Genomic DNA, 25,843 nt, shown 5'->3' with positions numbered 1-25,843 from the left:
GGACGAAACAAAAACATTAAAAATAGAATAAACAAAGTATAAACCTAAAAATTGATAAGCAATGAGGAAACAATTATTCTCTATGATGCTATGCCTAGGTGCTGTTGGTGGTGCTTCTTTTGTTACCCCAATGCCTGCAATGGCTGCAGTTGCACAAGATCAGGTGATCACGGTCAAGGGACATGTTGTAGATGATCAGGGTGAACCTCTGATTGGTGCAACAGTTAAGACTAAAGATGCCAAGACTGGTGCAGTTACCGACTTAGATGGTAATTTCGAAATTCGAGTAAAGGCTAATGCGACTCTTTTCGTGAGCTATCTTGGCTACAAGGAGCGTGAGATTGCAGTGCGCGGTCGTGCCATTATCGAATCTATCCAACTCTCTGCCGACAATCAGGTGCTCGACCAGGTTGTAGTAGTGGGTTATGGTACACAGAAAAAGGCAGACCTTACCGGTTCTGTATCTATCGTAAATGCTGAGGAGATGAAGAAGGTGTCAAACTCTAACATCTCTACTATGCTTGAAGGTAAGGTTGCCGGTGTGCAGATTACATCAGACGGTCAGCCTGGTGCAGATCCTAGTGTGAGAATTCGTGGTATCGGTTCTTTCGGTAGCACAGCTCCTCTTTATGTCATCGATGGTGTGCCAATGGGTACCACTATCCGTGACTTCTCTCCTAATGATATCGAGACCATCCAGATTCTGAAGGATGCTTCTGCGGGTGCCATCTATGGTTCTCGTGCTGCGAATGGTGTCGTTATTATCACTACCAAGAATGGTAAGAAAGACCAGCCTCTGAAGGTGAACTACTCCGGTTACTTTGGTGTTGACCAGATTCCTGGCGATGTATATGATGTAATGAACGCCGACCAGTATAGCCAGTACCTTGGTACTGCTTGCACAAACTCCAACACTCCTATCCCTGGTGGATATAAGATGGGTGAGGATGGCAAGTATCACTTCCAGGATGCAACCAACACAGATTGGTTTGACGAAGTGTTCAAGACTGGTATCCGCCAGAATCACAACGTAGCCCTCAGCGGTGGTAGCTCTCACAGTACTTATAATGTATCTCTCGACTACTATAACCAGAAGGGTACCTTGGAAGGTGCAGGTCCTAACTACGAGCGTTACACAGCCCGTGTGAACAATACCATGGACACCAAGTTCGTGAAGTTCCGTACCAGCATGGTTTACTCTCACTCTAACCAGGACAACATGGGTCTTTCCAATGCCTCAGAGTATGTTCAGGGTCTTTACGGTGATGTAACCAACGTACTCCGTGGTACACTTCTGATGCAGCCTACCATCAAGGCTTACGATAAGTCAACATGGGTTCTCGATGACAAGGTAGGTGCTGCAAACGGTTATCGCTACGATGCTTACGGCTATGGTGTATATTATGATGGCGTACATGGAGATATCTCTGCATCCAACCCATTGCTGGTTAATAACCTCTTGCAGCGCAACACCTTGGTTGACCGCTTCGTAGGTACCGCTTCTGCCGACGTAGATTTGTTGGGCATGGTAGGTATCAAGAGCAAGAATCATGGTCTTCATTATAATGTAAACCTCTCTTATAGCAAGACTGAGGCTAAGGATAAGACCTGGATTCCTTCCTGGATTCAGAGCAACCGTGTATATCTTGCCAAGGAGAATGAGCGCCTTACCAAGGGCTCACGCAACTACAGCGACGCCTTGGTTGAGAATACCATCACATACGATGGCAAGATTGGCAAGCACAACATCAACCTGCTCGCCGGTATGACATACGAGGAGGAAAATACCAACCTCCTGACTGGTTGGGGTATCAATTTCACTGAGCCATACTTCCTCCAGCTTCAGAATGCCAAGAACACTTACTCTGAGTCATACGAGTTCAAGCATAGCCTGGCTTCTTACGTAGGTCGTTTGAACTACAACTATGATGAGAAGTACCTGCTTTCTGCAGTAGTACGTCGTGATGGTAGCTCTCGCTTGAGCAAGAACATCCGTTGGGCAACCTTCCCATCTGTATCTTTGGGTTGGCGCTTCGATAAGGAGAAGTTCTTCCCTATCAGCCGCGACATCGTTAACATGTTCAAGATTCGTGCCAGCTATGGTGAGCTCGGTAACGAGAACATCGGTGAGTACCAGTATATGGCTAGCATGAACCGTAACAACATGACTTACAGCTTCGGCAACAGTCCTGTAACCGGTTCTGCCGTTTCTACCTTCGTGAACAACGATATCGCCTGGGAGAAGAAGAAGACCACCAACGTGGGTATCGACCTGGCAATGTTCAACAACCGTTTGGAGTTCACTGCCGAGTGGTATAAGAACAAGTCTGAAGACCTGCTTTACTCAGTTCCTGTGCCAGCACAGACCGGTGTATCCAACACCTCTGTAACCATGAACGCTGCCTCTATGGAGAACAGTGGTTTCGAGTTCAGCGCTACCTACCGCAACCGCGATCATGCCCTCAAGTATGATATCAGCGCCAACGTAAGTACCCTGAAGAACAAGGTAACTTCTCTGGGTATCGGTAAGGATTCATACATTTCTGGTGCATACGCTACTTACGTAGGTCAGGAGATTGGTCAGTTCTACGGTTGGGTTTACAAGGGAATCGCCCGTACTCAGGAAGATTTGGACAACAATGCTGTTCAGCAGGGTGCCAATGTCGGTGACTGCCTCTATGAGGATATCTCAGGTCCTGACGGAACTCCTGATGGCGTAATCGATGCTTACGACCAGACCGTATTGGGCAGTGGTCTTCCAAAGGTAAACTTCGGTTTGAGCACTCACTTGGAGTATAAGGGTTTCGACCTCAACATCTCTACATACGGAGTATTGAATTATCACGTATCAGATGATATCTATAATAGCTTGAACTCTTGCTACGGCTATGGCAACAAGGAAGTAGGAATGCTGGATGCCAACCGCTGGTCAGAGGATGGTACCTACCTTTCAAGTGTTCCACGTACCTACGCAGCCAACAATGCAACATTGGCATGGAACGACCTCTTCAGCTCTCGCAAGATTCAGAATGCTGCTTACTGGAAGATAGCCAACGTAGAGTTGGGCTACAACTTCCCAGACAAGTGGTTTGGTGGATATGTAAGTGGTGTACGTCTCTATGTATCAGCACAGAACCTCTACACCTTCACAGGCTATCATGGATATAATGTAGACTATGCTGGCGGTACCTTTACCCCAGGTTACAACTTCTGCTCTTTCCCAAGTGCCAGAACGTTTATGTGCGGTCTCCATTTCACATTCTAATAATGAGAATAGACAAGAATAAGATTCATTATTATTTAAAAGGACATTTGATATGAAACTATATAAATTATCATTAGCTCTCTTCCTTGGCCTCGGTGCTATGGCTACCACATCTTGCGAGGACAAGTTGGATGTTACCAATCCTAACCAGCAGACCACCGGTACCTTCGGTTTCAATGCTGATGATCTGGAGGAGTGCGTTATTGCAGCATACAACCATATTCGTATGGAAGGTTCTTCGGCACGTGTGGGTTATACCCTCGATGTGACACGTGGCGATGAGGTATGGAACTCATCACAGGTATGGTACATGCCATTCGATGACATGGACGCCCCTGTGACATATGAAGTCTCCATGTGGCCTTGGCGTGAGGCTTACTATACTATTAATGTATGTAACTTCATTCTTTCACGTACCACAGGTGATGATGCTTCGCTCAGCGAAAGCATGAAGCGAATCAAGGGACAGGCTCTCTTCCTCCGCGGTTATTCATACTATACATTGGCTGGATATTACCAGAATCCTGCGCTGATTACTGATTATGCCAACTATTCTTCTCTGGATGGTCTCTATGGCAAGAACAGTACCTACGACGATGTGCTTGATCAGGTAGAGAAGGATTTCGCAGAGGCGATGACACTTCTTCCTTCCCGTGATGCTGGTGGCGAGTGGGCAAAGGGACGTGCTACCTGCGGTGCTGCTGCCGGCTACTATGCCCGCACTCTGATGCAGCGCCATAAGTATAGCGACGCACTCGTTGTACTCAAGGACATCATGAACAAGAAGTATGGCTCTTACAAGCTGATGGTCAACTATGGCGACAACTTCCGTGAGGGTTCTGCTTATGAGAACAATGCCGAGAGCCTCTTCGAAATCCAGTATCTCGACTACGGTTCACAGGGTGTAGATGATGAGTGGACTCCTGTTAATACCAGTCCTAATGCTACACAGGGTCATGCCGTTGAGTCTAACTTCGCTCCAGGTAGATTCGGTGGATGGGCAGACCTCTCAGCTTCTCCATGGTTGTACAACCTCTTCAAGCAGGAGCGTACCACAGCTGGTAAATTGGACCCACGTCTCTACTGGACCATCGGTACATACGAGACTGACTGGGTTGGTTTTGAGAATGGTAACGTAGCTTACAAGAGCGAGATGACAGCTTCTGATACCATCATAACCAACAACAACTATGGTGGTCTTCCTATCGCTAAGTGGACCAATTTCCGTACCAACCTTTATGATAAGGTGACAACCGGTCTTCATTGCGGTATCAACCTCCGCATGATGCGTTACTCAGACGTTTTGCTCCGTGCAGCAGAGTGCGAGAACGAGGTGAACGGTCCTACACAGCAGGCTATCGACTGGATTAACCAGGTTCGTGAGCGTGCCAACCTGAAGGACTTGAAGCTTTCAGACTTCAATAGCAAGGATAAGCTCTTCGAGCAGATTGCCAATGTAGAGCGTCCTAAGGAGTTCGGTTGCGAGTACGGTCGTGGTTTCGATTTGATTCGTTGGGGATTCTTCTATGATCAGGGTCGTTTGGCTCAGTTGAAGGAGCATGGAACCTTCCGTCGTTCTCCATACAAGGCTAAGGAAGCAGTCAGCTACTCTATGGTAGGTGTTGATTCAGAGGTGAAGAGCTCTTACGATACATACGTACCAGGTCATGAGTTCCTGCCTATCTATCAGGGCTTGTTGAATGATAACCCTAACCTGACAGGTAACTCAGCTAATACGAATACGGATAACTCATCTGATTTCTTCGGAAGAGGTTGGACTGTTCATCCTGTAGTTAACTTGGGCAACTAATAATATCTATTCCTATGGGGTTTCTTAACGATAGCCCCATAGGGAAACCAAAATAACATTTACATATTTATAATAGGATATAATATGAAACGTCTAAATAAATTAGCATCCGTCTTCTGTGTGGCAGCCATGGCATTGACAGCGATGACAGGATGTGAGGGAAGTGACATGTTTAGCGTCAACTCTCCTGATTGGCTCTCTGAAAAGATTGATTCAATCGAAAAAGCTAACCAATCTACAGAGGAAGTGCTCGTAGGTATGAATGAGGATGTCTATACTGTAGGTAATACTGATTTCTCTTCAGGCTTTTGGACTTCATTCTCAAAGTATTATGTGGTTCAAGACAACCAGAAGTGGAATGCCGTGTTCAATCTGAACATCAATCCTTCTGCGACTAACACCTATAAGAACTTCGCCCTCGTCATCACCAATGATGTGGATCGTGGCGGAACAGGTTATACCGAGTATGGTGCTATCCGTTTTGATAACCAGCCAAGCGGTAACTCTGAGTGGGGTGACCATATCGACAGAAGCTGCGTGCAGAGTAATCTCACCTTTGAAACTGATAAAGACAAGGGTGTAGATAAGTTGGGTGGTAAGGTAACATTGACGGTTGACCGTTCCCGTGTAGATACTTTCATGGTGAAGATTACCAATGGTACTGTTACCAAGACCTACATTCAGCCATCTAAGATTGCTAATCTGAATGCAGACGAGAGCAATACCAACATCCGTTGCTTCCTGGTACCTGAGGGCTCTTACATCGATTTCATGCAGAGCAACGTAGAACCTATCGGCGGTTATACATCTGCCCAGGATAAGGCTCCGGTTTCTATGGTGTTGAACAATGTTCCTGCCGAAGTAGACGAGAATACACCCCTAGAGAAGGCAATGGAGAATGTATCTGCTACCGTAACCTTCGAGGAAGGTATAACCAAGGTAATTCCTGCCAAGGAACTTTATTTCTCTGCCATCAACGATATGAATGTTTCTGGCACCAAGAACCTCATCGTCATCTATAACAAGACATTCAAGGGCGAGAATGCTTCTACTCCTATCGTTGCACAGAAGACATTCGAAGTTGTGCCAGCTATCAAAGCTCTCCATATAGTAAGTGCGCCTACACGTCTCACTTATAAGTATTATGAGGCAGCAGGCATCACTAACCCTGCTTCTGCTGTATTCCCAGTAGATACTAAGGGCTTGACAGTTCAGGCTACTTATTTGAATGGTGTAACTCGTGATATCACACTCGATAAGTTGGTTATCTCTGCAGTGCCAATGAAGGCAGGCAAGCAGGCTGTTACTGTAACTGCTAAGAATGGTGTGAAGACAACATTTGATGTAACAGTAGAGAAGCATGCTGCAACATTCGTAACTCCTAGCCCAGCTATCTTGGGTGCTGAGGATTGTACAACTGGTTGGTGGGGTGCTCACCTCGATGCAGACGTGAAGGTTCCTGCTGGCGAGACTCGCGCATTCTCTTTCACTAACTTGGGTGGTGCAGCTAACTGGAACAACTACGTAGTAGTACTCCGCAATGCAGCTTTAGCTGAGTATGTTGTAGTTCGTTCGGATAACTACGGTTGGACTGGCGACAACTCTGGTCCTTATGGATGGAAGAATTGTACTGCTGGTTCTACTGGTGCGGCTGACTGGGCAACTTGGTTGGCAGGTATGAATGGCGCTAAGGTTGTTGTTTACGTAACCAACAATAATAATGGTACTGCTGACGTCTTAGCTATTACAACAGGTACTGATGGCAAGGTAAATACTCAGTATTACTATGGTATTGATGGAGTTGATGCAAACGACCTCTTTGTAGACTTCACCGTAGATAGCAGCTGCTTGAAGTTTGATACAGCAGCATCTGCTCGCAAGTACTCTGCTCGTCGCAGATAAGAGAATCTTTGAAATACTAGATAAAAGGCATGACCTATGAGGAGGATGGAAGAATCCTCCTCTGAGGCCTTGCCTTTTTTCAAAAATATCGAATAAAAACTAACTAAACTTTTAAGGAAATAATGATGAAACATCTTAATAAATGGGCATTCTTGCTGGCATGTACTTTGGCAGTAAGTTGTAGTAGTGGTGGAAGTGATGATCCTGATGTACCAGATACACCAAACAAACCAGAGACTCCTTCCCAGCCAGAAACTCCAAACAATCCTACTAGCGAGGATTTGGCTAAGTATGTTTGTCCTACATATAATGACAATTATACTTCAGTAGCTGCTTGGACTCAGCGCAGTAAGTGGAATCTTGCCAATGTGCATGACCCTTCGGTAGTAAAGGCTGCTGATGGATATTACTATATGTATCAGACAGATGCCAGCTATGGCAATGTTCACAATAGCGATGTAAGAAATAGCAATAAGCATGGTCACTTCTTCTGCCGCCGCAGTAAGAATCTCGTAGACTGGGAGTTTGTAGGAGCCTCAATGGTAGGTCTTCCTTCATGGATCAAACCTAAGCTCAATGAGATTCGCAAGCAGATGGGCGTGCCAGAGCGTGATGATACCTATTTTGCCAACGATTTGGACTTCGGATATTGGGCACCATGTGTACGCAAGGTGAATGACAATCTCTATCGTATGTATTATTGCATCACCTGCCCAGGTACTATCAATGGTAATGGTACATGGAGCGAGCGTGCATTCATCGGATTGATGGAAACTTCTGATCCTGCATCCAATAAGTGGGAAGACAAGGGCTTTGTCATCACCAATGCTTCTGACAAGGGCTTGAACTTCAGGGTAAGTCAGACAGATTACAATAACTGCTACTTCAAGTTCAATGCCATTGATCCTACTTATATCATCACTCCAGAGGGCAAGCACTGGCTCATCTATGGTTCTTGGCACAGTGGTTTTGCTGCTGTAGAGCTGGATGCTTCTACGGGTAAGATCAAGGTAGAATTGCCTAAGCCATTTGGTACAGCTGAGGAGATTGCTCCATACGGCAAGCTGATCTTCACTCGCACACTCAACAATCGTTGGCAGGGTGCTGAGGCTCCAGAGATTGCTTACCATGATGGTTACTATTATCTCTTCGTAGCTTACGATGCACTGGATGTACCTTACAATACTCGTGTGCTCCGCTCTAAGAATGTGGATGGTCCTTACGAGACGATGAATGGTACGGTAAAAGATGCTGCCAATGGAGCAAATGAGAATCCTACAGTGTTGACTCATCCTTATAAGTTTAGTGCTGGTAGCGGTTGGGTAGGTATCAGCCACTGCGCTGTCTTCGATGATGGCAATGGAAACTGGTACTATGTATCTCAGCAGCGTATGCCTGCCAATGTGGCTGGTATCAATGCAAGCAATGCCATCATGATGGGTGGCGTGCGCAGTATCAAGTGGAATGAGAACGGATGGCCTGTTGTCATGCCTGAGCGTTATGGCGCTGTGCCACAAGTGGCTATCAAGGCTAGCGAACTGGCTGGCACTTGGGAAGGTATAGACCTCGCTTATGAGTATGGCAAACAGCGCGTCAGCACCGAATTTACACTCAATGCCGACGGCTCAATGACTGGTGGTAAGGCTTGGCCTAATGTGAAGGTATGGAACTTCGATACTTCTTCCAACACTCTCACCATCGGTACTACCAAGCTCAAGGTACAGCGTGAGGTAGACTGGGAGGCTAGTCCTCGCAAGTTGACTATCGTATACTCTGGCGTCAGTGGAAGCAAGAGCTTCTGGGGCAAGAAAAAATAAATGTTAGTTAGTTTTTAAGGTATAAAAGAATCTAAGTAGAATCTTTGGGGGGAGTTAAGCAGTGAAGCTATGACTCCCCTTTTTTGTTAAAAAATAGAGAAGATATACAGATGAAACAAACTGCAATGAAATATTTTGGCATTGTGGCGATAGCCATGATGCTAGCGCCAGCTGAGTCTCGTGCACAACAGCCTTTGGTTGTAGATACTCCTTTTGTCCACGACCCCGTAATGGCGTATGAGAATGGCAAGTACTATCTCTACTGCACAGGTCATGGCATCACACAGATGACCTCCACTGACCGTAAGCATTGGACCATCGTTCCTCAGGGCGTGCTCAAGAACAGCGAGATTCCGGCATGGACGCATGATAGTGTGCCAGGTTTTACCACGCATATCTGGGCTCCGGATGTTATCCGCTTCAAGAACAAGTGGTATCTGGCTTATTCCTGTTCTACCTTTGGCAATAATACTTCTGCCATTGGCTTGCTGAGCAATACTTCCTTATCTGATAAGGATGGATGGAAGGATGAGGGCTGCCTCGTCGCCTCTAAGGGTGATAGAGACAACTGGAATGCCATCGATCCGAATTTCATTGTTGATGAGAAGGGAAACCCTTGGCTTACCTGGGGCTCTTTCTGGGATGGCATCCAGATGATTAAGTTGGATAAGAAGACTATGCATGTCAAGAAGGGCGCCAAGCCTCAGACTATCGCCCGTCGTTATGCCGTGGGTGATGCATCAGCAGAACCGAATCCTACCTCCAAGTTTGCCGGCACCAATGCCATCGAGGCTCCTTTCATCATGAAGCATGGTGATTATTACTATCTCTTCGTCAGTTGGGATTACTGCTGCCGTGGCATCAAGAGCAACTATCGTGTTGCCGTGGGCAGAAGCAAGAAGGTTGCCGGTCCTTATCTGGATAAGGAGGGTAGGGACATGCGCAATGGCGGTGGTACGCTGATTCTGGAAGGCGATAAGAAAGAATATGAGGCGACGGGTCATTGTTCTGCCTATTCCTTCCCCGATGGTGATTTCTTCTTCTGTCATGGTTACAGTGTGCCAAAGAATGGCGCCAGCATCCTGGTTCAAAAGAAAATCAACTGGACGGAAGATGGATGGCTGACACTGGAATAGCCTCGATTTTTTAAACACGGACAAATTGAATTTGTCCGGCTCTTTTGTCCGTCGGCTTGTAAGCTCTTGAAAATAAGTAACTTGTGAGGCTGTGGACAATTTGTCCGGACAAATTCAATTTGTCCGTGTTGTTTTTTTTAGCCCTTTTTTGCTTGAAAACCATGGGATATGATGCCGAAACCTATGAGATGCAGGGAAGAAACCTATGAGTTATGATGAAAGAAACTATGAGTTGTGGGGGAGAAAACTATGACTTAGTTTTTTTAACTTTTTCACGTATAAGACAATGAGTATAGAATCAAAGTGTTAAAACTAAGTTAAAATAGCGTTTATTTCGCTACGAACGATAAAAAAATGGTTTCGTAGCGAAATAAACGCTATTTTCTTTCGCTATTTCCGAAATTAGTCGTATATTTGCAGCGAACCAATTGGGTATGATTATGTGTGAAATAATAGGTAGAAAAAAGGAAATAGCAGAACTGAAGCGTTACTACGAAAGTGGTAGGGCTGAGTTCAGAGCATACCGGTTTGAATCCGAATGGTGATTTTACCAAGATGCTGAAAGCCTTGCTGGGCAGTGATTTTGTGGTGAAATATACTCCTTTCGGTTTCAGTCAGCGAGAGGAGTATTATAAGCTTATTGATTCCTTTTGCTGGTTCTGGCTTCATTTTAAGGAGAAGAAGACAGTAAAGCAAACTGATTACTGGCAGCAGCATTTGAAGGAGAGTGATGTTGCCTCATGGCGTGGCATTGCATTCGAGGAGGTTTGTTTGCAGCATATTTCACAGATAAAATATGCTCTTCATATTGGTGCTGTGTCTTCGCAGGAATCTTCGCTCATAGTGAAGGGAAGCGAGGAGACTGATGGCATGCAGATAGACTTGCTGATAGACAGGGCTGATGATGCGGTGAATGTTTGCGAGATGAAATTTTATAAGGCTCCTTATGCCGTGACCAAGGGCTATGCTCAGGTGCTGAATAGCCGTTTGCAGGCTTTGGAAGAAAAGAACCCTACCAAGACATTCCTCCTTACGTATGTGGGAAATTCAGAACTGGTGAGTAATGAATACTCCGATATATTCAGGGCATCAGTAACTCTGGATGATTTGTTTGTTTGAATATCCCGAAACTTGTAAAATAAGGTGTGAGTTAAAAACATGTAAAATAATGCATTCCTCATTATTTTTTCTTACCTTTGTTCGCCCCGAAAAAACAACGGGATTGGGTTGTGAAAAGGGGGAAAGAGAAAATAAAGATAAATTTAAATATAAGAAATGAACAAATTAAAAGCTTTATTGGGTTTCGACCCAAAGACTACTACGGTCAAGACGGAGTTGATAGCTGGTATGACTACCTTCCTGACCATGTGTTACATCCTGGCAGTGAACCCTACCATTCTCGCCACTACGGGTATGGACAAGGGAGCTCTCTTTACTGCCACAGCCATCGCTTCAGCCATCGCCACCTTCCTGCTGGCTTTCATGGCAAAGTTGCCTTTCGCCCAGGCTCCTAGTATGGGACTGAATGCCTTCTTCGCCTTCACCCTTTGTCAGGCTATGGGCTTGACCTGGCAGCAGGCTTTGGCGGTGTTGCTCGTAGAGGGTATCATCTTCCTAGCCATCACCTTCCTCAATATCCGTGACAAGATATTGGAGTGTATTCCGAAGAATCTCCGATTCGCCATTTCTGCCGGTATCGGTATGTTTATCGCTTTTATCGGTTTGAAGAATGCGGGCATCATTACTGCCAATGCGGATACTTTCGTGCAGCTTGGCAAGTTTACACCAGTCAGCATCCTGGGTCTCATCAGCATCCTGCTCTGTGGCTGTCTGATGGCGAGAAGAGTGAAGGGCTCCCTGTTCATCGCCATCATCATCTCTACCTTGATTGGTATTCCGATGGGTGTAACCCAGTTCTCTGACAACTGGATGCCGGTATCTACCCCTCACAGCATTGCTCCTATCTTCTGCCAGTTCGATTTCACCGGCTTCTTTACCCCAAAGATGTTCATGGTGGTTTTCTCGCTGTTGCTTGTCAACATCTTCGATACCATCGGAACAGTTCTGGGATTGGTTTCCAAACTCGGTGTCAAGGAAAATGAGAAGGGCGAGATTCCGGGTGTGAAGGAGGCGATGATGAGTGATGCCATCGGTACTACAGCCGGTGCATTGCTGGGTAGCTCTACCATTACCACTTATGTGGAGAGTGCTTCGGGCGTTGCCGAGGGTGGTAAGTCGGGCTTGACATCTTTCTTTGTGGGTTTGATGTTTATCCTGAGCATCTTCCTGGCTCCAATCTTCCTCCTGATTCCGAGCGCAGCCACCAGTGGTGCCCTGGTAATGGTGGGTGTATTGATGATCGATTCGTTCAAGAAGATTGAGTTGGAAGATATCTCCGAGTCATTCCCTGCCTTTATCACGATGATTACGATGGTACTCTGCTACAGTATTGCCGATGGCATCTGCCTTGGTATTCTGAGCTATGTATTGATCAAGATGATGGTGGGCAAGTTCAAGGATCTGAATCCTACGCTGTATATCCTGAGCATCTTCCTACTCTTCAATTATGTTTTCGGTTAATTAAAAGACATATTTTTCAAAATTATTTTGATTGGTGATATTTAGAGAAAATATTCTTGTTTAAATAGAGGAGTTTCGGAAAAAAATGGTATCTTTGCAGCGGCTAGAAGTTGGAAAAGTGGTAGAAAACACCCCAAAAAGGGTTGGAAAAGCTCCTTTTTCTAGTCTAAAATAGGTTGGAAAAGTTCCGTAAAGCCTATAAATTATGGTAAGAAAAAGTAATATAGATATGCTTAACAGAAAGATATACAGCTATTTACGCAATTTTTTCGAAATGGAGAAAAAAGCTCTTCTCGTTTCAGGCGCTCGCCAGGTAGGTAAAACCTTCGCTATCCGGAAGGTTGGAAAGGAATGCTTTGCGGATGTAGTGGAGTTCAATTTCCTCAATAATCCTAAGTATAGAGAGGCTTTTAAGTCTCCTTCTGATGCTAAGGAAATCCTCCTGCGCCTTTCTGCCTTGGCTGAGAAAAAACTTATTCCAGGCACAACTCTGGTATTCTTTGATGAGGTGCAGGAATGTCCGGAGATGGTTACTGCCATCAAATTCCTGGTAGAAGAGGGTAGCTATCGCTATGTAATGAGTGGCTCGTTGTTAGGGGTAGAGTTGAAGGATATCCGTAGTGTACCTGTTGGTTATATGGCAGAAAAAGAGATGTTTCCTCTCGATTTTGAGGAATTTGCTGAGGCTGTAGGGATGAGTACTGGAGTAATGGCTCATGTCAGGGAGTGCTATGAGCAATGCAAGGTGGTGGATGAGGTTGTGCATAATAAGCTGAATGATCTCATTCATCTTTATCTTATTGTAGGAGGAATGCCTGAGGCTGTCCAAAAGTATATTAATACGAATAATTTACAGATAGTGCGTGAGGCACAACGAGAAATCATGCACCTCTACGGAAAGGATATAGCCAAGTATGACCCGAAGAACAAGCTGTATATCAAAGATATATTCGACTTGATACCTTCAGAACTGAATGCCAAGAACAAGCGTTTTATTTTGAAGGCATTAAATGAGAAGGCAAAATTTGAGCGTTATAGAAATTCTTTTTTATGGCTAGCCGATGCTGGTGTGGCGCTCCCTACTTATAATGTAGAAGAACCTCGCTTGCCTTTAAAACTTGGTGAACAGCGCAATTTATTTAAGTTGTTCATGAACGATGTGGGGTTGTTGGCAAGCCAGTATGCTGTCAATATAGCAATCGATTTACTTACGGGTACAACAGAAATCAACAATGGAGCCATTTATGAGAATTTTGCAGCGCAAGAATTACGTGCTCACGGTTATAATCTTTATTATTTCAATAATAAGAAGCAGGGGGAACTGGACTTTGTTATAGAAGACAGAGGTAAGGTCTTGCCGATAGAAATCAAGTCAGGCAAGGATTATAAACGTCATAATGCACTCTCTAATGTGATGAACAATGAGGAGTACGCTATTCCTCGTGCCATAGTTTTCTCTAATGGCAATGTGCAGGTTGTAGACAAGATTCTCTATTACCCTATCTATATGTTGATGTATCTTCAACCCGAAATGATAAAGAAACCTATATTCAGATTTGAGCCAATATAGGCTTTTATTATTTTTTTGCCGACAGATAAAAAACGAGGCGGCAAACTGCATCACGCAGGTTGCCGCCTTCTCTTTTCTAACTAACTTTCTTATCAACTATTCAAAATGTTATTACCTATATATGGATCCCAGGGCATCCTGCCCTGGATGTAGTCTGTTATTTCAAACGGATGATATTCAGCGAGCTGGCTGGAATCTCTACCGTTGCACCGTTCTTCTCTGTAGTTACGTAGTTTTCTACAGGATAGATATTGGTAGGATTGTCGATGGTGTTCTCCTCCAGGCCGTTCTTGGCAGAAAGGCGGATGAGCTTGCCATTCTTGATTTCCTTGCCCTGAAGATTAATCTTCGCTGTGGTGTGCTCGGTGCTAGTGTTGGCAATCTTCAGGATTACCTCGCCCGTCTGTTCATCAAGTGTGGCTGTAGAGAAGATACCAGAAAGGGTGTTTGCCTTCAACTTGGTAGAGAATATTTCCTTGCCATCCAACTTGGCGAAGATGCTGTCGCCTACTACTTTCAGCTCGATGTCATACCACTTGCCGGTCTCAATCTTGCCTGGGCAGGTAGCAATCTGACTCTTGGCACCATTCACGATAGACTCCACACCGTGCTGGGTATTGTTCCAGCCACCGAGGTTCAACCAGCAGTAGTTGTTCTTGTCTACATAGTTGAAGATGATGAGGAAACCTTCGTTTCCGGCATCCTTCTTCGCGCGTACCTTATATATATAACCGTTGCTGGTAATCTCACCTGGGTTCAGACGGATGCAGCTCTCTTCGTTGCTGGTCTGCTTGATGAGGCTACCTTCAGTCTTCCACTGTCCACGAATATCGGTAGGCAACTCCTGCAAGGTCATCGGCAGCGCCTTTCCGTTCTCATCGCTGTAGCCCTTGTCCTCGAAAGAAACCTGAGTGCCCCATGTTCCCATGCCCACACGGCAGATGGCTGGCTTCACCTGGGTCTGCTCATATTTGTATGGATTCTCCTGGTTCACCTTCAATACACGGGTACCGATGTTGTTCGCCATCACGTTCTGAACGTAGTAAGATGGAGTTCCGAATACCTTATCAGATGTATATTGAATCATATCCGGTGCCCACATACGGTTGTTGAGGTTGGCGAAGATAGGAGCGTAGGATGCCATGGTCACAATATCAGAGTTGTTCTCGATGCCCATCATATAGACAGCCTCACCGAGTGCTGCATCGAGCGAACCCATATTGCCGAAGCCCTGGGTTACGGCATATTCGCCTACATAAATCTCGCTGCCCTTGCGGTCGTAGTTATCATACTTGTTGAAGTTCTCTGCAAACCAGGCAGGATTTCTGTAGTAGTGCTCGTCGAGGAGTTCTACGCTTTCGTTGCTTTCCCACTTAGGATTGTCATCGCCCCAAGCCACCACGTTACCGATGAGGTGCATCTTAGGATATTTCGCCAATACGGCATCCTTGAACTTCTTGAAGCGCTCGTAGTAATGGTCGCTCTGAGCCGCAGGATCCGGCTGGTTGTTCTCATTACCAATCTCCAGATATTCGATGTTGTATGGTTCCGGATGACCGTTCTTAGCTCGGAGCGCACCATATTTAGAGGTAACAGGACCGTTGGCATACTCCAGGGCATTCATGCACTCATCAATCCAAGGCTGGATGCTGTCTACAGGAGTCATGCCGCCGTGCCACAAACCTACGTTTACAACATAGAGAGGCTTGGCGTTCAGATCCTCGGCAAGCTGCAGATACTCGTCGAATCCCATACCATCGCTGGTACGGTAGCGCCAGTTTACGTTCTTATGGCCCGGACGTTCCTCGATAGGACCGATAGTCTTCTCCCAGTGGAAAGCATTCTCTGGAGATTCCTGTCCCTCAACGTAGCAACCGCCAGGGAAGCGGACGAACTTAGGGTGGATGTTATAGAGAAGCTGAGCCAGGTCAGGGCGCAAGCCATTCTCGCGATTCTTGAAAGTAGGAGGGAAGAGGCTTACCACATCGAGAACGATGGTACCCTTGCCATCGGCTACGAGTTCAAACTGAGCCTTGGCGTCGTTTCCGTTGGCTGTCAACTCAGCCGTATATTTAGTCCACTTCTTGCCTACCTTGGTATTGAGTGCTGTTTCTGCATACACCTTATCGCCCTTAGCGTTGGTGAGGCGAGCCTTCAATCCGCCCTTGTAGCTACCTTTCGCCCAGAAAGAGAGCTTGTAGGTTCTGCCCTGCACGGCGTTGATTCCCCAGAAACCCTCATTGATGAGAGAGGCTGTAGCTGCAGGCTTGGCAGTGATGGTAAGCTGGAGTGCCTTGCCCTGTGCATTGTTGAGCAAACCCTTATTGATGAGTTGTGCATTGATCTTTGCACCTTCCTGAGCGGCAGTTTTCCAGGTAGGAATATTCTTGTCATCGTCTTCGAAAGAACGGTTGCTGATGAGTTCGGCATAGAGACCGCCATCTGCAGCATGGTTGATATCCTCGAAGAAGATACCATAGAGGTTAGGAGATACCTTGATACCTGGGTTAGAGGCATCTACATTGATGGTAACCTGTGCGTTGGCTGCCAAAGCAGAGGCCAACACTGCTGAAAGTAAAATCTGTCTTTTCTTATTCATTTCTTATTCTTAGGTTTGTTTGTTTACTTGTTGGTTGGCATGAAACCAAGCTAAGCCTGAATTCATGCCGCTATTAATACACAGTTGCAAAAGTACACAAAAAACACAAAGAAGAGGTGGACAAAAAGCGAATTATAGTGTAAAAGGTGGATTCTCTGATGAAAATCCACCTTTTGTTTATTATTGGTAAATAAAATCGGTTTTAATATAGTAATACCAGTCCGGCAAAAGCCGAGTAGAGTATCATGCGGATAGGATTGATCTTCATCACCTTCACACCGATAAAGGTGGCAAAGAAGAGGGCGATGGAGATGTAGAAATGCCAGGGATTGGCTGGCGTAGAGAAGTTCTCGCCATTCATCAGGAGCAGGGCTGCGGCTCCTACCAGACCGACAATGGCTGGGCGAAGACCGATGAAGATGCTCTGGACGGCTGAGGTGTTCATATACTTGTACAGCATCTTGCTGATAAGAATCATCAAAACCAAGGATGGGAGAACCAAAGCAAAGGTCGCCATGGCACTTCCGAGTACAGCCATCATGCCACTCATGCCGGCATTATGGACTGCTGTATAGCCACAATAGGTAGCGGTGTTGATACCGATAGGTCCCGGTGTCATCTGAGAAATGGCAACCACATCGGTAAACTCTTGCATCGTCATCCAATGATACTGCGTAACAACCTGTCCCTGAATCAGGGATATCATGGAATAGCCACCTCCGAATCCGAAGATGCCTATCTGAATGAATACGATGAAAAGCTGAAAAAATATCATCATTATGTTTTAAGCTATTTACTTTTTTACCTTTTTACCCTTACTCTGTTGGCTGGATAAACTGTCCATAGATGTAGCCACCTACGGCAGCTGCGATAATCACCCAGATTGGGTTGACGCCCAAAAGCCAGATTAGAAGGGCGGATAGAATAGGAATCCAGCAGTTGACAAGCGAAATACCGGCACTCTTGGCAAGCGAGAATGTAGGTACGGCTATCAATGCCACGACGGCAGGACGGATGCCTGCAAACATGGCAGCAACAACCTTGTTGTCTTCAAACCGATGGAAAAACATGGCTATCGCCAAGATAATAAGAAACGATGGCAACGAAGCGCCGAGGGTGCAGACGATGGCTCCCGGTGTCTTTGCCAACTTATATCCGAGCAGGGAACTCATGTTGATGGCCAAGGCGCCCGGACAAACCTGGGTAGTAGCAATGGCATCCAAGAATTCCTCCTTCGTCATCCAATGATGCTTGTCGACGACTTCGGATTCTATAATAGGAATCATGGCATAGCCACCACCAAAGGTGACTATGCCAATCTTCAAAAATGTTTTGAATAATGTAAGATAACTTACGCTATTATTCATTTTTTACCTTTTTATTTTTTTACTTTTTCAAAGCTCTTTCTTCAATCCACTGACGTGCATTGACAAATGCCTCAATCCAAGGAGTTACTTCGTCGTTGCGGCGATCAGCTGGATACCAGGCGTTCTGCCATGGGAAGATGGCACGCTCCAAGTGTGGCATCATAGCCAAGTGGCGACCATCTGCAGAGCAGATACCTGCTACATTGTAGTCACTGCCGTTAGGATTACCTGGATACTCTGCGTAGTTGTACTTCGCAATGATGTTGTAGTGATCCTCTGGCTCAGGCAAGTAGAAACGGCCCTCGCCGTGAGCTACCCAGATACCGAGCTTATCACCGCTCAGGCTACCGAACATCACACTGTCGTTCTGAGGAATGGTCAGACCGAGGAATGTGCTCTCGAACTTCTTGGATGTGTTGTGGCAGAGGTGTGAACGATGCTTGTGCTCAGGATTGATGAGGTTCAACTCAACCATCAGCTGGCAACCGTTGCAGATACCGAGTGAAAGGGTATCCTCACGGGCATAGAACTTATCGAGTGCCTCTTTAGCCTTAGGATTGTAGAGGAATGCACCAGCCCAACCCTTGGCAGAACCGAGAACATCGGAGTTAGAGAAACCACCGCAGAATACGATGAAGTTCACATCTTCCAGAGTCTCACGACCAGAAATCAAGTCGGTCATCATCACATCCTTTACATCGAAGCCGGCGAGATACATAGAGTATGCCATCTCACGCTCACCATTGGTACCCTTCTCACGGATGATAGCTGCCTTGATGTCTGATGGCTTGCGACGGTTAGCGTCGAGGCTGTAGCTAGCGAGAGTTCCCTTGAAGCCATAACCGAAGTTCATCTCGATAGGCTGCTTCTTATAATTGGTGTAACGCTTCTTAGCCATACCGTTCATGCTCTGCTTGCGGTCGAGGAGGTAAGATGTCTTATACCAGTCATCACGCAATGCATCGATATCGAACTCGTGCTCGAAGCCTTCCTTCTTGATGATGATCTTGCGGAGCTCAGGAGCTGGATAACCAATCTTGGCATAACCGATACCGTTCTCATCGAAGAATGCCTTCAACTCGTCCTTGTGAGCATCGCTTACCTGGATGACAACACCTGGGTTCTCTGCGAAGAGAGTTTTGATAATGTCGGCATCTGCGATGTCGTGGAGGTTGATCTTCATACCACCCTCTACGTTGGCGAATGTCATCTCGAGGAGAGTTGTAATCAAACCACCGGCACTGATATCGTGACCAGCCATTACCCAACCACGGTTGATGAGCTCCTGTACGGCGTTGAAGCAGTCAACGAAGTACTCTGGGTTCTTGACGGTAGGAACATCGCTGCCCACCTTGCCCAGGCTCTGTGCGAAGGCTGAACCACCGAGGCGCTGCTCGTCGAAGCTGAAGTCGATGTGGTAGAGGCTAGAGTTCTTGTCGTTAACGAGAACTGGACTAACCACCTTCTTGACATCTGAAACCTCACCACCGGCACTTACGATAACGGTACCCGGAGCGATGATCTTCTCGCCGTTAGGATACTGCTGGGTCAAAGAGAGAGAGTCCTTACCTGTTGGTACGTTTACGTGGATGGCGCAGCAGAAGTCTGACAATGCCTTCACACCCTCGTACAGACGGGCATCCTCACCCTTCTGACTGCGGCAAGGCCACATCCAGTTGGCTGAGAGGCTGATGCTGTCCATGCCATCTGCCAATGGAGCCCATACGATATTAGTCAATGACTCTGCTACAGAGAGTACAGAACCTGCCTTAGGATCGGCAAGACCTGCCTGAGGTGCATGCCCCATTGCAGTTACGATACCCTTCTCGCCACGGTAGTCGAGTGCTACGACACCACAGTCTGAGAGTGGCAACTGAATCTGACCCTGACCCTGCTGACGGGCAATCTTACCTGTTACGGAACGGTCTACCTTGTTGGTCAACCAGTCCTTACAAGCCACAGCCTCCATCTGGAGAACACGCTGCAAGTACTTGTCGAGGTTATCTGCAGAATAAGTTACATCTTCATATTTACGCTCTACGGTCTCATCTACCATTACAGTCTTAGGAGTATGACCGAACATCTGAGCTACATCGAGGTCGAATGGCTTCACACCGTCAGCCTGCTTGAAGCTGAAGTGAGCATCGCCTGTAGTCTCACCAACCACGTACATCGGAGCACGCTCACGGTCGGCAATCTTCTGAACCTCGCTGATATACTTCTCGTCGATGAGCAAGCCCATGCGCTCCTGGCTCTCGTTGGCGATGATTTCCTTGGCGCTCAAAGTCTTGTCGCCGATAGGCAACTTAGACATGTCGATTTCGCCACCGCACTCTTCTACCAACTCAGAGAGACAGTTCAAGTGACCGGCTGAACCATGGTCGTGGATGCTGACTACTGGGTTCTCATCGTTCTCAACGAGTGCACGAACCAGGTTGTAGGCACGCTTCTGCATCTCAGGGTTGGCACGCTGAACAGCGTTCAACTCGATACCATTACTGTAACGGCCTGTATCTACAGAAGAAACAGAACCACCACCAAGACCGATGCGATAGTTATCACCACCTACTACGACAACCTTGTTGCCCTTCTGTGGCTCACCCTTCTTGTAGTCACGCTTCTTGCCGTAGCCTACACCACCAGCAAGCATGATTACCTTATCGTATGCATACTTCTCACCATTCTCCTCGTGCTCGAATGTAAGCACAGAACCGGTGATGAGAGGCTGACCAAACTTGTTACCGAAGTCTGATGCACCGTTGGAAGCCTTGATCAGAATCTGCTCTGGAGTCTGATAGAGCCACTTACGTACTGGCATGATGTCTTCCCAGTCGCGCTCAGCATCGCTCTTGCCGTTGTCATCCTTCAGGCGAGGATAAGCAGTCATGTAGCAGGCTGTACCTGCGATAGGCCATGAACCTACACCACCACCCATACGGTCGCGGATTTCACCACCCGTACCGGTAGCAGCACCATTGAAAGGCTCTACGGTAGTAGGGAAGTTGTGAGTCTCAGCCTTCAGAGAGATAACACTCTCGATATCCTTCACCTGGAAGAAATCGCTTGTAGTCTGATCGGCTGGAGCAAACTGCTCGATAACAGGACCCTGAGAGAAAGCCACGTTGTCCTTGTAAGCAGAGAGAATCTTGTTAGGATTCTCGTTGGTGGTCTTCTTGATCATGTTGAAGAGAGAAGACTCCATCTCCTTACCGTCGATGATAAACTGGCCGCCGAAAATCTTGTGGCGGCAGTGCTCTGAGTTGATCTGTGCGAAACCGAAAATTTCGCTGTCGGTGAGAGGGCGTCCGTTCTCTTTCTCCAGCTTGTGGAGATAAGCCATTTCGTCCTCGCTGAGGGCAAGACCCTCTTCCTCGTTATACTTCTCGAGGTCATCGACGTACTTGATAGGTTCTGGCTGGTGGTTCACGGTGAACACATCCTGTCCGATACCGTTGTACATACGCTGGAGCATAGGGTCGTGCTCAGCGTCTTCGCTATCTACAGGGAAGTACTCCTCGATACGCGAAATGCCGTTAAGACTCATGTTCTGAGTAATCTCAACGGCATTCGTACTCCAAGGAGTAATCATTTCACGGCGTGGGCCGACATAGAAGCCCTGCAACTGCTGGGCGTCCTCTAAAGTCGCGTCACCATAAAGCCAACAAAGTTCATTGATTTCGTCCTGAGATGGTTTGTGGTCAATCTCGGTCGCAATCACACTCTTAGATGGAGTTCTAAAAAAAAGAATCATACTTGCTTTCTTTTATATTATTAATGTATTTATTTCTTTTCGAGTGCAAAGATAGTGCAATTTCAAGACACTACAAAATAAAACTCTGTTTTTTATGTTTTTTTTGTTGAGATTTGGGCTATTCTTACCTTAAGAGGCTACATTTGACGGTTTAGCTATAAGAAAAGTGCTTTCTGTTGCCTTTTTTGGTTAAAAAGGTGATAAATAAAGATTTAGAGGTTAAAAATGTCTAAATGCATTTGACAAATGTTGTTTATTCGAGTCTTATCTGTAACTTTGCAAGTGAAAGAAGTGAATCAGCTTCTATAATGCCCTAAAATGTAGAAACTTCCGGATAACGGATAAAAGCCGGGAGAACTCTAATATAAAAAGGAAGTAAACGACGCAAAATATACTATAATCAATTAATAATAACAAGAAAATTTAAATTAGAAAGAATATGAAACAGACAAAGTTAATGGTAATGGCAATGATGGCTGTAGCTCTGATGGCTACAAGCTGTGCAAGTAAGAAGGATCTTCAGAATTGCCAGAATGAGAATAAGGAATTGTCAAGCAACTATCAGGCTACCAAGGAAAAGCTGGCAGCTACTGAGGCTAGTCTGGCAGCAGCCCAGGAGCAGCTCGCTACTGCAAAGAGCGATTACGCTAAGTTGCAGAACTCACTTGACAAGAGTTTGAACAATGCAAGCCAGAACAACGTGAGCATTGAAAAACTCGTTGACCAGATCAACGAGAGTAACCAGTATATCCGCCACCTGGTTGAGGTAAAGAGCAAGAGCGATTCGCTCAACATGGTTCTTACCAACAACCTGACCCGCTCTTTGAGCAAGGAAGAGATGAAGGAGGTTGATGTTCAGGTTCTGAAGGGTGTAGTTTACATCTCTCTGGCTGACAATATGCTCTATCAGAGTGGTAGCTATGAGGTGAACAGCCGTGCTCAGGAAACATTGAGCAAGATTGCTAAGATCATCACAGACTACAAGGATTACGATGTGCTCGTAGAGGGTAATACCGATAACGTACCGGTAAGCACTACAAGTGCCAAGATGAAGAATATCCGCAACAACTGGGACCTCTCTGCTCTCCGTGCAGCTTCTGTTGTTCAGTACTTGCAGGATCACTTCGGTGTAAATCCTAAGCGTCTTACAGCTGGTGGCCGTGGTGAGTACAACCCTGTAACAACTAACGATACAGAGGTAGGCAAGCAGCGCAACCGCCGCACTCAGATTATCATCACTCCTAAGCTCGACCAGTTCATGGACTTGATCGACAAGGCTCCAGAGGAGAAGTAAAAAGGCTATTTAAAGGTAAAAAGGTAAAAGGGTAAAAAAGTAAAAAGGTAAATAAGTAGAGGCATCAATGAGTTTTCGGGCTCATTGATGCCTTTTTAGGTATAAATATACAGATTTTATGTTTTAAGTACGTGAAAAAGTGCTTTTTGTTATCATTTTGCTAGAAATATTCTTAATATCCTTTCTTTTCTTAATTATTTTTATTAATTTTGCAGGCAAAATATCAAGAGGCCACTTGGCTGCCCTGATCATTGTACATTGTAAATTATTAATTATACATTATATTGTGTTATGGAAAAGATTAAGATGACAACTCCATTGGTAGAGATGGACGGTGATGAGATGACAAGAATTCTCTGGAAGATGATTAAGGACGAACTGATTCTTCCTTTCGTTGATTTGAAGTCTGAGTATTATGATCTCGGTCTGCCTTATCGCGACCAGACCAACGACCAGGTAACCATCGACTCTGCTGAGGCGGCTAAGAAATATGGTGTGGCTGTGAAGTGTGCTACTATCACTCCTAATGCACAGCGTATGGACGAGTATAAACTCCATAAAATGTGGAAGAGTCCTAATGGAACTATCCGTAGCATCATGGATGGTACTGTGTTCCGTGCTCCTATCACCATCCCTAGCATCCACCCATGTGTAAAGAACTGGGAGAAGCCTATCACTATCGCCCGTCATGCTTACGGCGATGTATATAAGAGTGTAGAACTTCGTGCAGATGAGCCAGGTACAGCCAAACTCGTGTTCGAGGGTAAGAGTGGCAAGAAGCAGGAGATAGAGATTCATTCTTTCGATGGCGCCGGAGTTATCCAGGGCATGCACAATACTGATAAGAGTATCCGCAGCTTTGCTCACAGCTGCTTCAAGTTTGCCATTGATACCAAGCAGGATCTCTGGTTCGCTACCAAGGATACCATCTCTAAGACTTATGATGCCCAGTTCCGTAAAATCTTTGAAGAAGTATATGAGAGCGACTATAAGGAGAAGTTTGCAGAACTCGGCATCGAGTATTTCTATACATTGATTGATGATGCCGTAGCCCGTGTTATCCGCAGCAAGGGCGGTTTCATCTGGGCTTGCAAGAACTATGACGGTGATGTGATGAGTGATATGCTCAGTACAGCCTTCGGTTCTCTGGCGATGATGACTTCCGTATTGGTTTCTCCTGACGGCAAGTATGAGTATGAGGCAGCCCACGGTACCGTGACCCGTCACTACTATCGCTACCTGAAGGGTGAAGATACATCTACTAACCCAATGGCTACCATCTTTGCATGGAGCGGTGCGTTGAGAAAGCGTGGCGAGCTGGATGGCATCAAGGAACTTCAGAACTTTGGCGACCAGTTGGAGGCTGCATGTTTCGATACATTGAACGACGGTATCGCTACCAAGGATCTCGTAAACCTGATGGAAGGTGTTGAGGCTAAGGCTGTAAACTCTGCCGGCTTTATCGCTGCCATCCGCGAGCGTTTGGAAAAGCGATTGGCATAAAAACAATAAGACCTGGGGTGATTAACCTCAGGTCTTATTGTTTTAGTTATTTTTAGTTTAAATCTTGATTCTTTTTCTTGCGTTTGCGCAAAGCGTCTGAATAAACCTTAAACAAATCAATGTTCAGCAACTGACAGATATGGTAAAGCATACCCGTATCTATAGTGGCTCTGCCGTATACCTTATATATATTAGTACGATGGCAGCCTAATTGCTCAGCAAGCCATACTGTGGTCTTGCCTTGCTTGTTTAATTCCTCTTTGATGATTTCACCGATTAAGGGAATTGCATTTACTTTATCTTTCATACTCTTTCAGTTGTGTTATATGCTCACTTATAGTTATATCGGGTGCAAAAGTAGCATTTCTGTTTCTAACTAGCAAAGAAACATGTAGCGAATTTGGAACACTAAGTTAAAATGTGTAACAAAACTGCCTTTTTTTTATGTTTTTTTTCTTTAAAGTACTAAATGTCACGAAAATGTAATCAAATGTAACGCTTATTACGAAAGAAAAGTCGTAATTTTGCAGCGATATTTTAAATAACATAAAATATGGAAGAGAATATGAAAAGAATACTTGTTGTTGATGATGAGCAAGACTTGTGTGAGATTCTGAAATTCAATCTCGAAACAGAAGGATATGAGGTAGAGACTGCCAATTCTGCAGAAGAGGCTTTGGAGATGGACATCGCTTCGTTCGACCTGCTGCTGTTGGACGTTATGATGGGAGGAATGAGCGGTTTCCAGCTGGCTAAGCAGTTGAAGGGCAATCCGATGACAGCCAATGTTCCGATTATCTTCCTTACAGCCCGAGATACGGAAAACGATACGGTTACTGGATTCAATATCGGTGCCGATGATTATATCTCGAAACCTTTCTCTATACGAGAGGTGATGGTCAGAGTGCGTGCCGTCTTGCGCCGTACGGCTGAACAGGCTGGCGATGCTGATGAATCGAAGATCATCAACTATCAGGGACTGCAGCTGAATCTGGACAAGAAGACGGTGAGCATCGATGGTGAGGCTATCCCTTTCACCAAGACCGAGTTCGAACTCCTGCGTCTTTTCCTCGAAGAGCGCGGCAAGGTGTTCTCCCGTCAGGAACTTATCGACCGGGTATGGCCTAAGGATGTGATGGTACTCGACCGCACGGTGGATGTCAACATCACCCGTATGAGAAAGAAGATTGGTAAGTTTGCCAAGTGCATCGTTACCCGTCTGGGGTTCGGTTATTATTTTGATGCGTAA

Annotated in this window: 16 protein-coding genes; 11 read left to right on the top strand and 5 right to left on the bottom strand. The window is 45.8% G+C overall.

Annotated features, from left to right (window positions below; genetic code table 11):
* Positions 1-61: 61 nt before the first annotated feature.
* From ONT18_RS11125 to ONT18_RS11090, 8 genes are all read left to right on the top strand, one after another.
* On the top strand, positions 62-3,265 hold the full coding sequence (locus ONT18_RS11125) for a SusC/RagA family TonB-linked outer membrane protein (RefSeq protein ID WP_264905609.1): 3,204 nt from the start codon (positions 62-64) through the stop codon (positions 3,263-3,265).
* 52 nt (positions 3,266-3,317) lie between these two features.
* Positions 3,318-5,075: a RagB/SusD family nutrient uptake outer membrane protein gene (locus tag ONT18_RS11120; RefSeq protein WP_264905607.1), complete on the top strand. Its 1,758-nt coding sequence runs from the start codon at positions 3,318-3,320 to the stop codon at positions 5,073-5,075.
* An 84-nt stretch (positions 5,076-5,159) separates the two neighbouring features.
* Positions 5,160-6,977 (top strand): bacterial Ig-like domain-containing protein, encoded by a 1,818-nt coding sequence (locus ONT18_RS11115; protein WP_264905605.1) that lies wholly within the window; start codon positions 5,160-5,162, stop codon positions 6,975-6,977.
* Between the two features lie 122 nt (positions 6,978-7,099).
* Positions 7,100-8,794, top strand: coding sequence for an arabinan endo-1,5-alpha-L-arabinosidase (locus ONT18_RS11110; protein ID WP_264905603.1), 1,695 nt, complete (start codon positions 7,100-7,102; stop codon positions 8,792-8,794).
* Between the two features lie 110 nt (positions 8,795-8,904).
* Positions 8,905-9,930 (top strand): family 43 glycosylhydrolase, encoded by a 1,026-nt coding sequence (locus ONT18_RS11105; RefSeq protein ID WP_437183727.1) that lies wholly within the window; start codon positions 8,905-8,907, stop codon positions 9,928-9,930.
* 498 nt (positions 9,931-10,428) lie between these two features.
* On the top strand, positions 10,429-11,049 hold the full coding sequence (locus ONT18_RS11100) for a hypothetical protein (protein WP_264905601.1): 621 nt from the start codon (positions 10,429-10,431) through the stop codon (positions 11,047-11,049).
* Between the two features lie 156 nt (positions 11,050-11,205).
* A complete protein-coding gene (locus ONT18_RS11095) occupies positions 11,206-12,510 on the top strand; it encodes an NCS2 family permease (RefSeq protein ID WP_022121461.1) in 1,305 nt (434 codons plus the stop codon).
* Positions 12,511-12,784: 274 nt separating this feature from the next.
* On the top strand, positions 12,785-14,080 hold the full coding sequence (locus tag ONT18_RS11090) for an ATP-binding protein (protein ID WP_367398930.1): 1,296 nt from the start codon (positions 12,785-12,787) through the stop codon (positions 14,078-14,080).
* A 157-nt stretch (positions 14,081-14,237) separates the two neighbouring features.
* Here the strand turns inward: ONT18_RS11090 and ONT18_RS11085 are convergent, their stop codons facing one another.
* The 4 genes from ONT18_RS11085 to purL all read right to left on the bottom strand — a co-directional run bounded on the left by ONT18_RS11085 (position 14,238) and on the right by purL (position 21,797).
* Positions 14,238-16,679 carry an alpha-L-arabinofuranosidase C-terminal domain-containing protein gene (locus ONT18_RS11085; protein ID WP_264905599.1) on the bottom strand — a complete coding sequence of 814 codons (2,442 nt, stop codon included), beginning with the start codon at positions 16,677-16,679 and terminating at the stop codon, positions 14,238-14,240.
* Between the two features lie 202 nt (positions 16,680-16,881).
* Positions 16,882-17,454: a chromate transporter gene (locus ONT18_RS11080; RefSeq protein ID WP_118190301.1), complete on the bottom strand. Its 573-nt coding sequence runs from the start codon at positions 17,452-17,454 to the stop codon at positions 16,882-16,884.
* Between the two features lie 40 nt (positions 17,455-17,494).
* Positions 17,495-18,046 (bottom strand): chromate transporter, encoded by a 552-nt coding sequence (locus ONT18_RS11075; RefSeq protein WP_264905597.1) that lies wholly within the window; start codon positions 18,044-18,046, stop codon positions 17,495-17,497.
* Between the two features lie 19 nt (positions 18,047-18,065).
* Positions 18,066-21,797, bottom strand: coding sequence for a phosphoribosylformylglycinamidine synthase (purL, locus tag ONT18_RS11070; protein WP_264905595.1), 3,732 nt, complete (start codon positions 21,795-21,797; stop codon positions 18,066-18,068).
* Positions 21,798-22,236: 439 nt separating this feature from the next.
* Here purL and ONT18_RS11065 point away from each other — a divergent pair, with 439 nt between their 5' ends.
* Positions 22,237-23,091, top strand: a complete 855-nt coding sequence (locus ONT18_RS11065; protein WP_006848523.1) for an OmpA/MotB family protein — start codon at positions 22,237-22,239, stop codon at positions 23,089-23,091.
* Between the two features lie 291 nt (positions 23,092-23,382).
* Positions 23,383-24,594 carry an NADP-dependent isocitrate dehydrogenase gene (locus ONT18_RS11060; RefSeq protein WP_117693399.1) on the top strand — a complete coding sequence of 404 codons (1,212 nt, stop codon included), beginning with the start codon at positions 23,383-23,385 and terminating at the stop codon, positions 24,592-24,594.
* Positions 24,595-24,646: 52 nt separating this feature from the next.
* Here ONT18_RS11060 and ONT18_RS11055 read toward each other — a convergent pair whose 3' ends face one another.
* Positions 24,647-24,901, bottom strand: coding sequence for a helix-turn-helix domain-containing protein (locus ONT18_RS11055; protein WP_117727489.1), 255 nt, complete (start codon positions 24,899-24,901; stop codon positions 24,647-24,649).
* Between the two features lie 246 nt (positions 24,902-25,147).
* Here ONT18_RS11055 and ONT18_RS11050 point away from each other — a divergent pair, with 246 nt between their 5' ends.
* Complete coding sequence (locus ONT18_RS11050) at positions 25,148-25,843, top strand: response regulator (RefSeq protein WP_006848519.1); 696 nt, start codon at positions 25,148-25,150, stop codon at positions 25,841-25,843.

This window comes from Segatella copri (assembly GCF_026015295.1).
In the GTDB taxonomy this organism is placed as follows: domain Bacteria; phylum Bacteroidota; class Bacteroidia; order Bacteroidales; family Bacteroidaceae; genus Prevotella; species Prevotella copri_C.
Note: the sequence above shows the minus strand (reverse complement) of the source record. Positions and strands in the feature narration are given on the sequence as shown.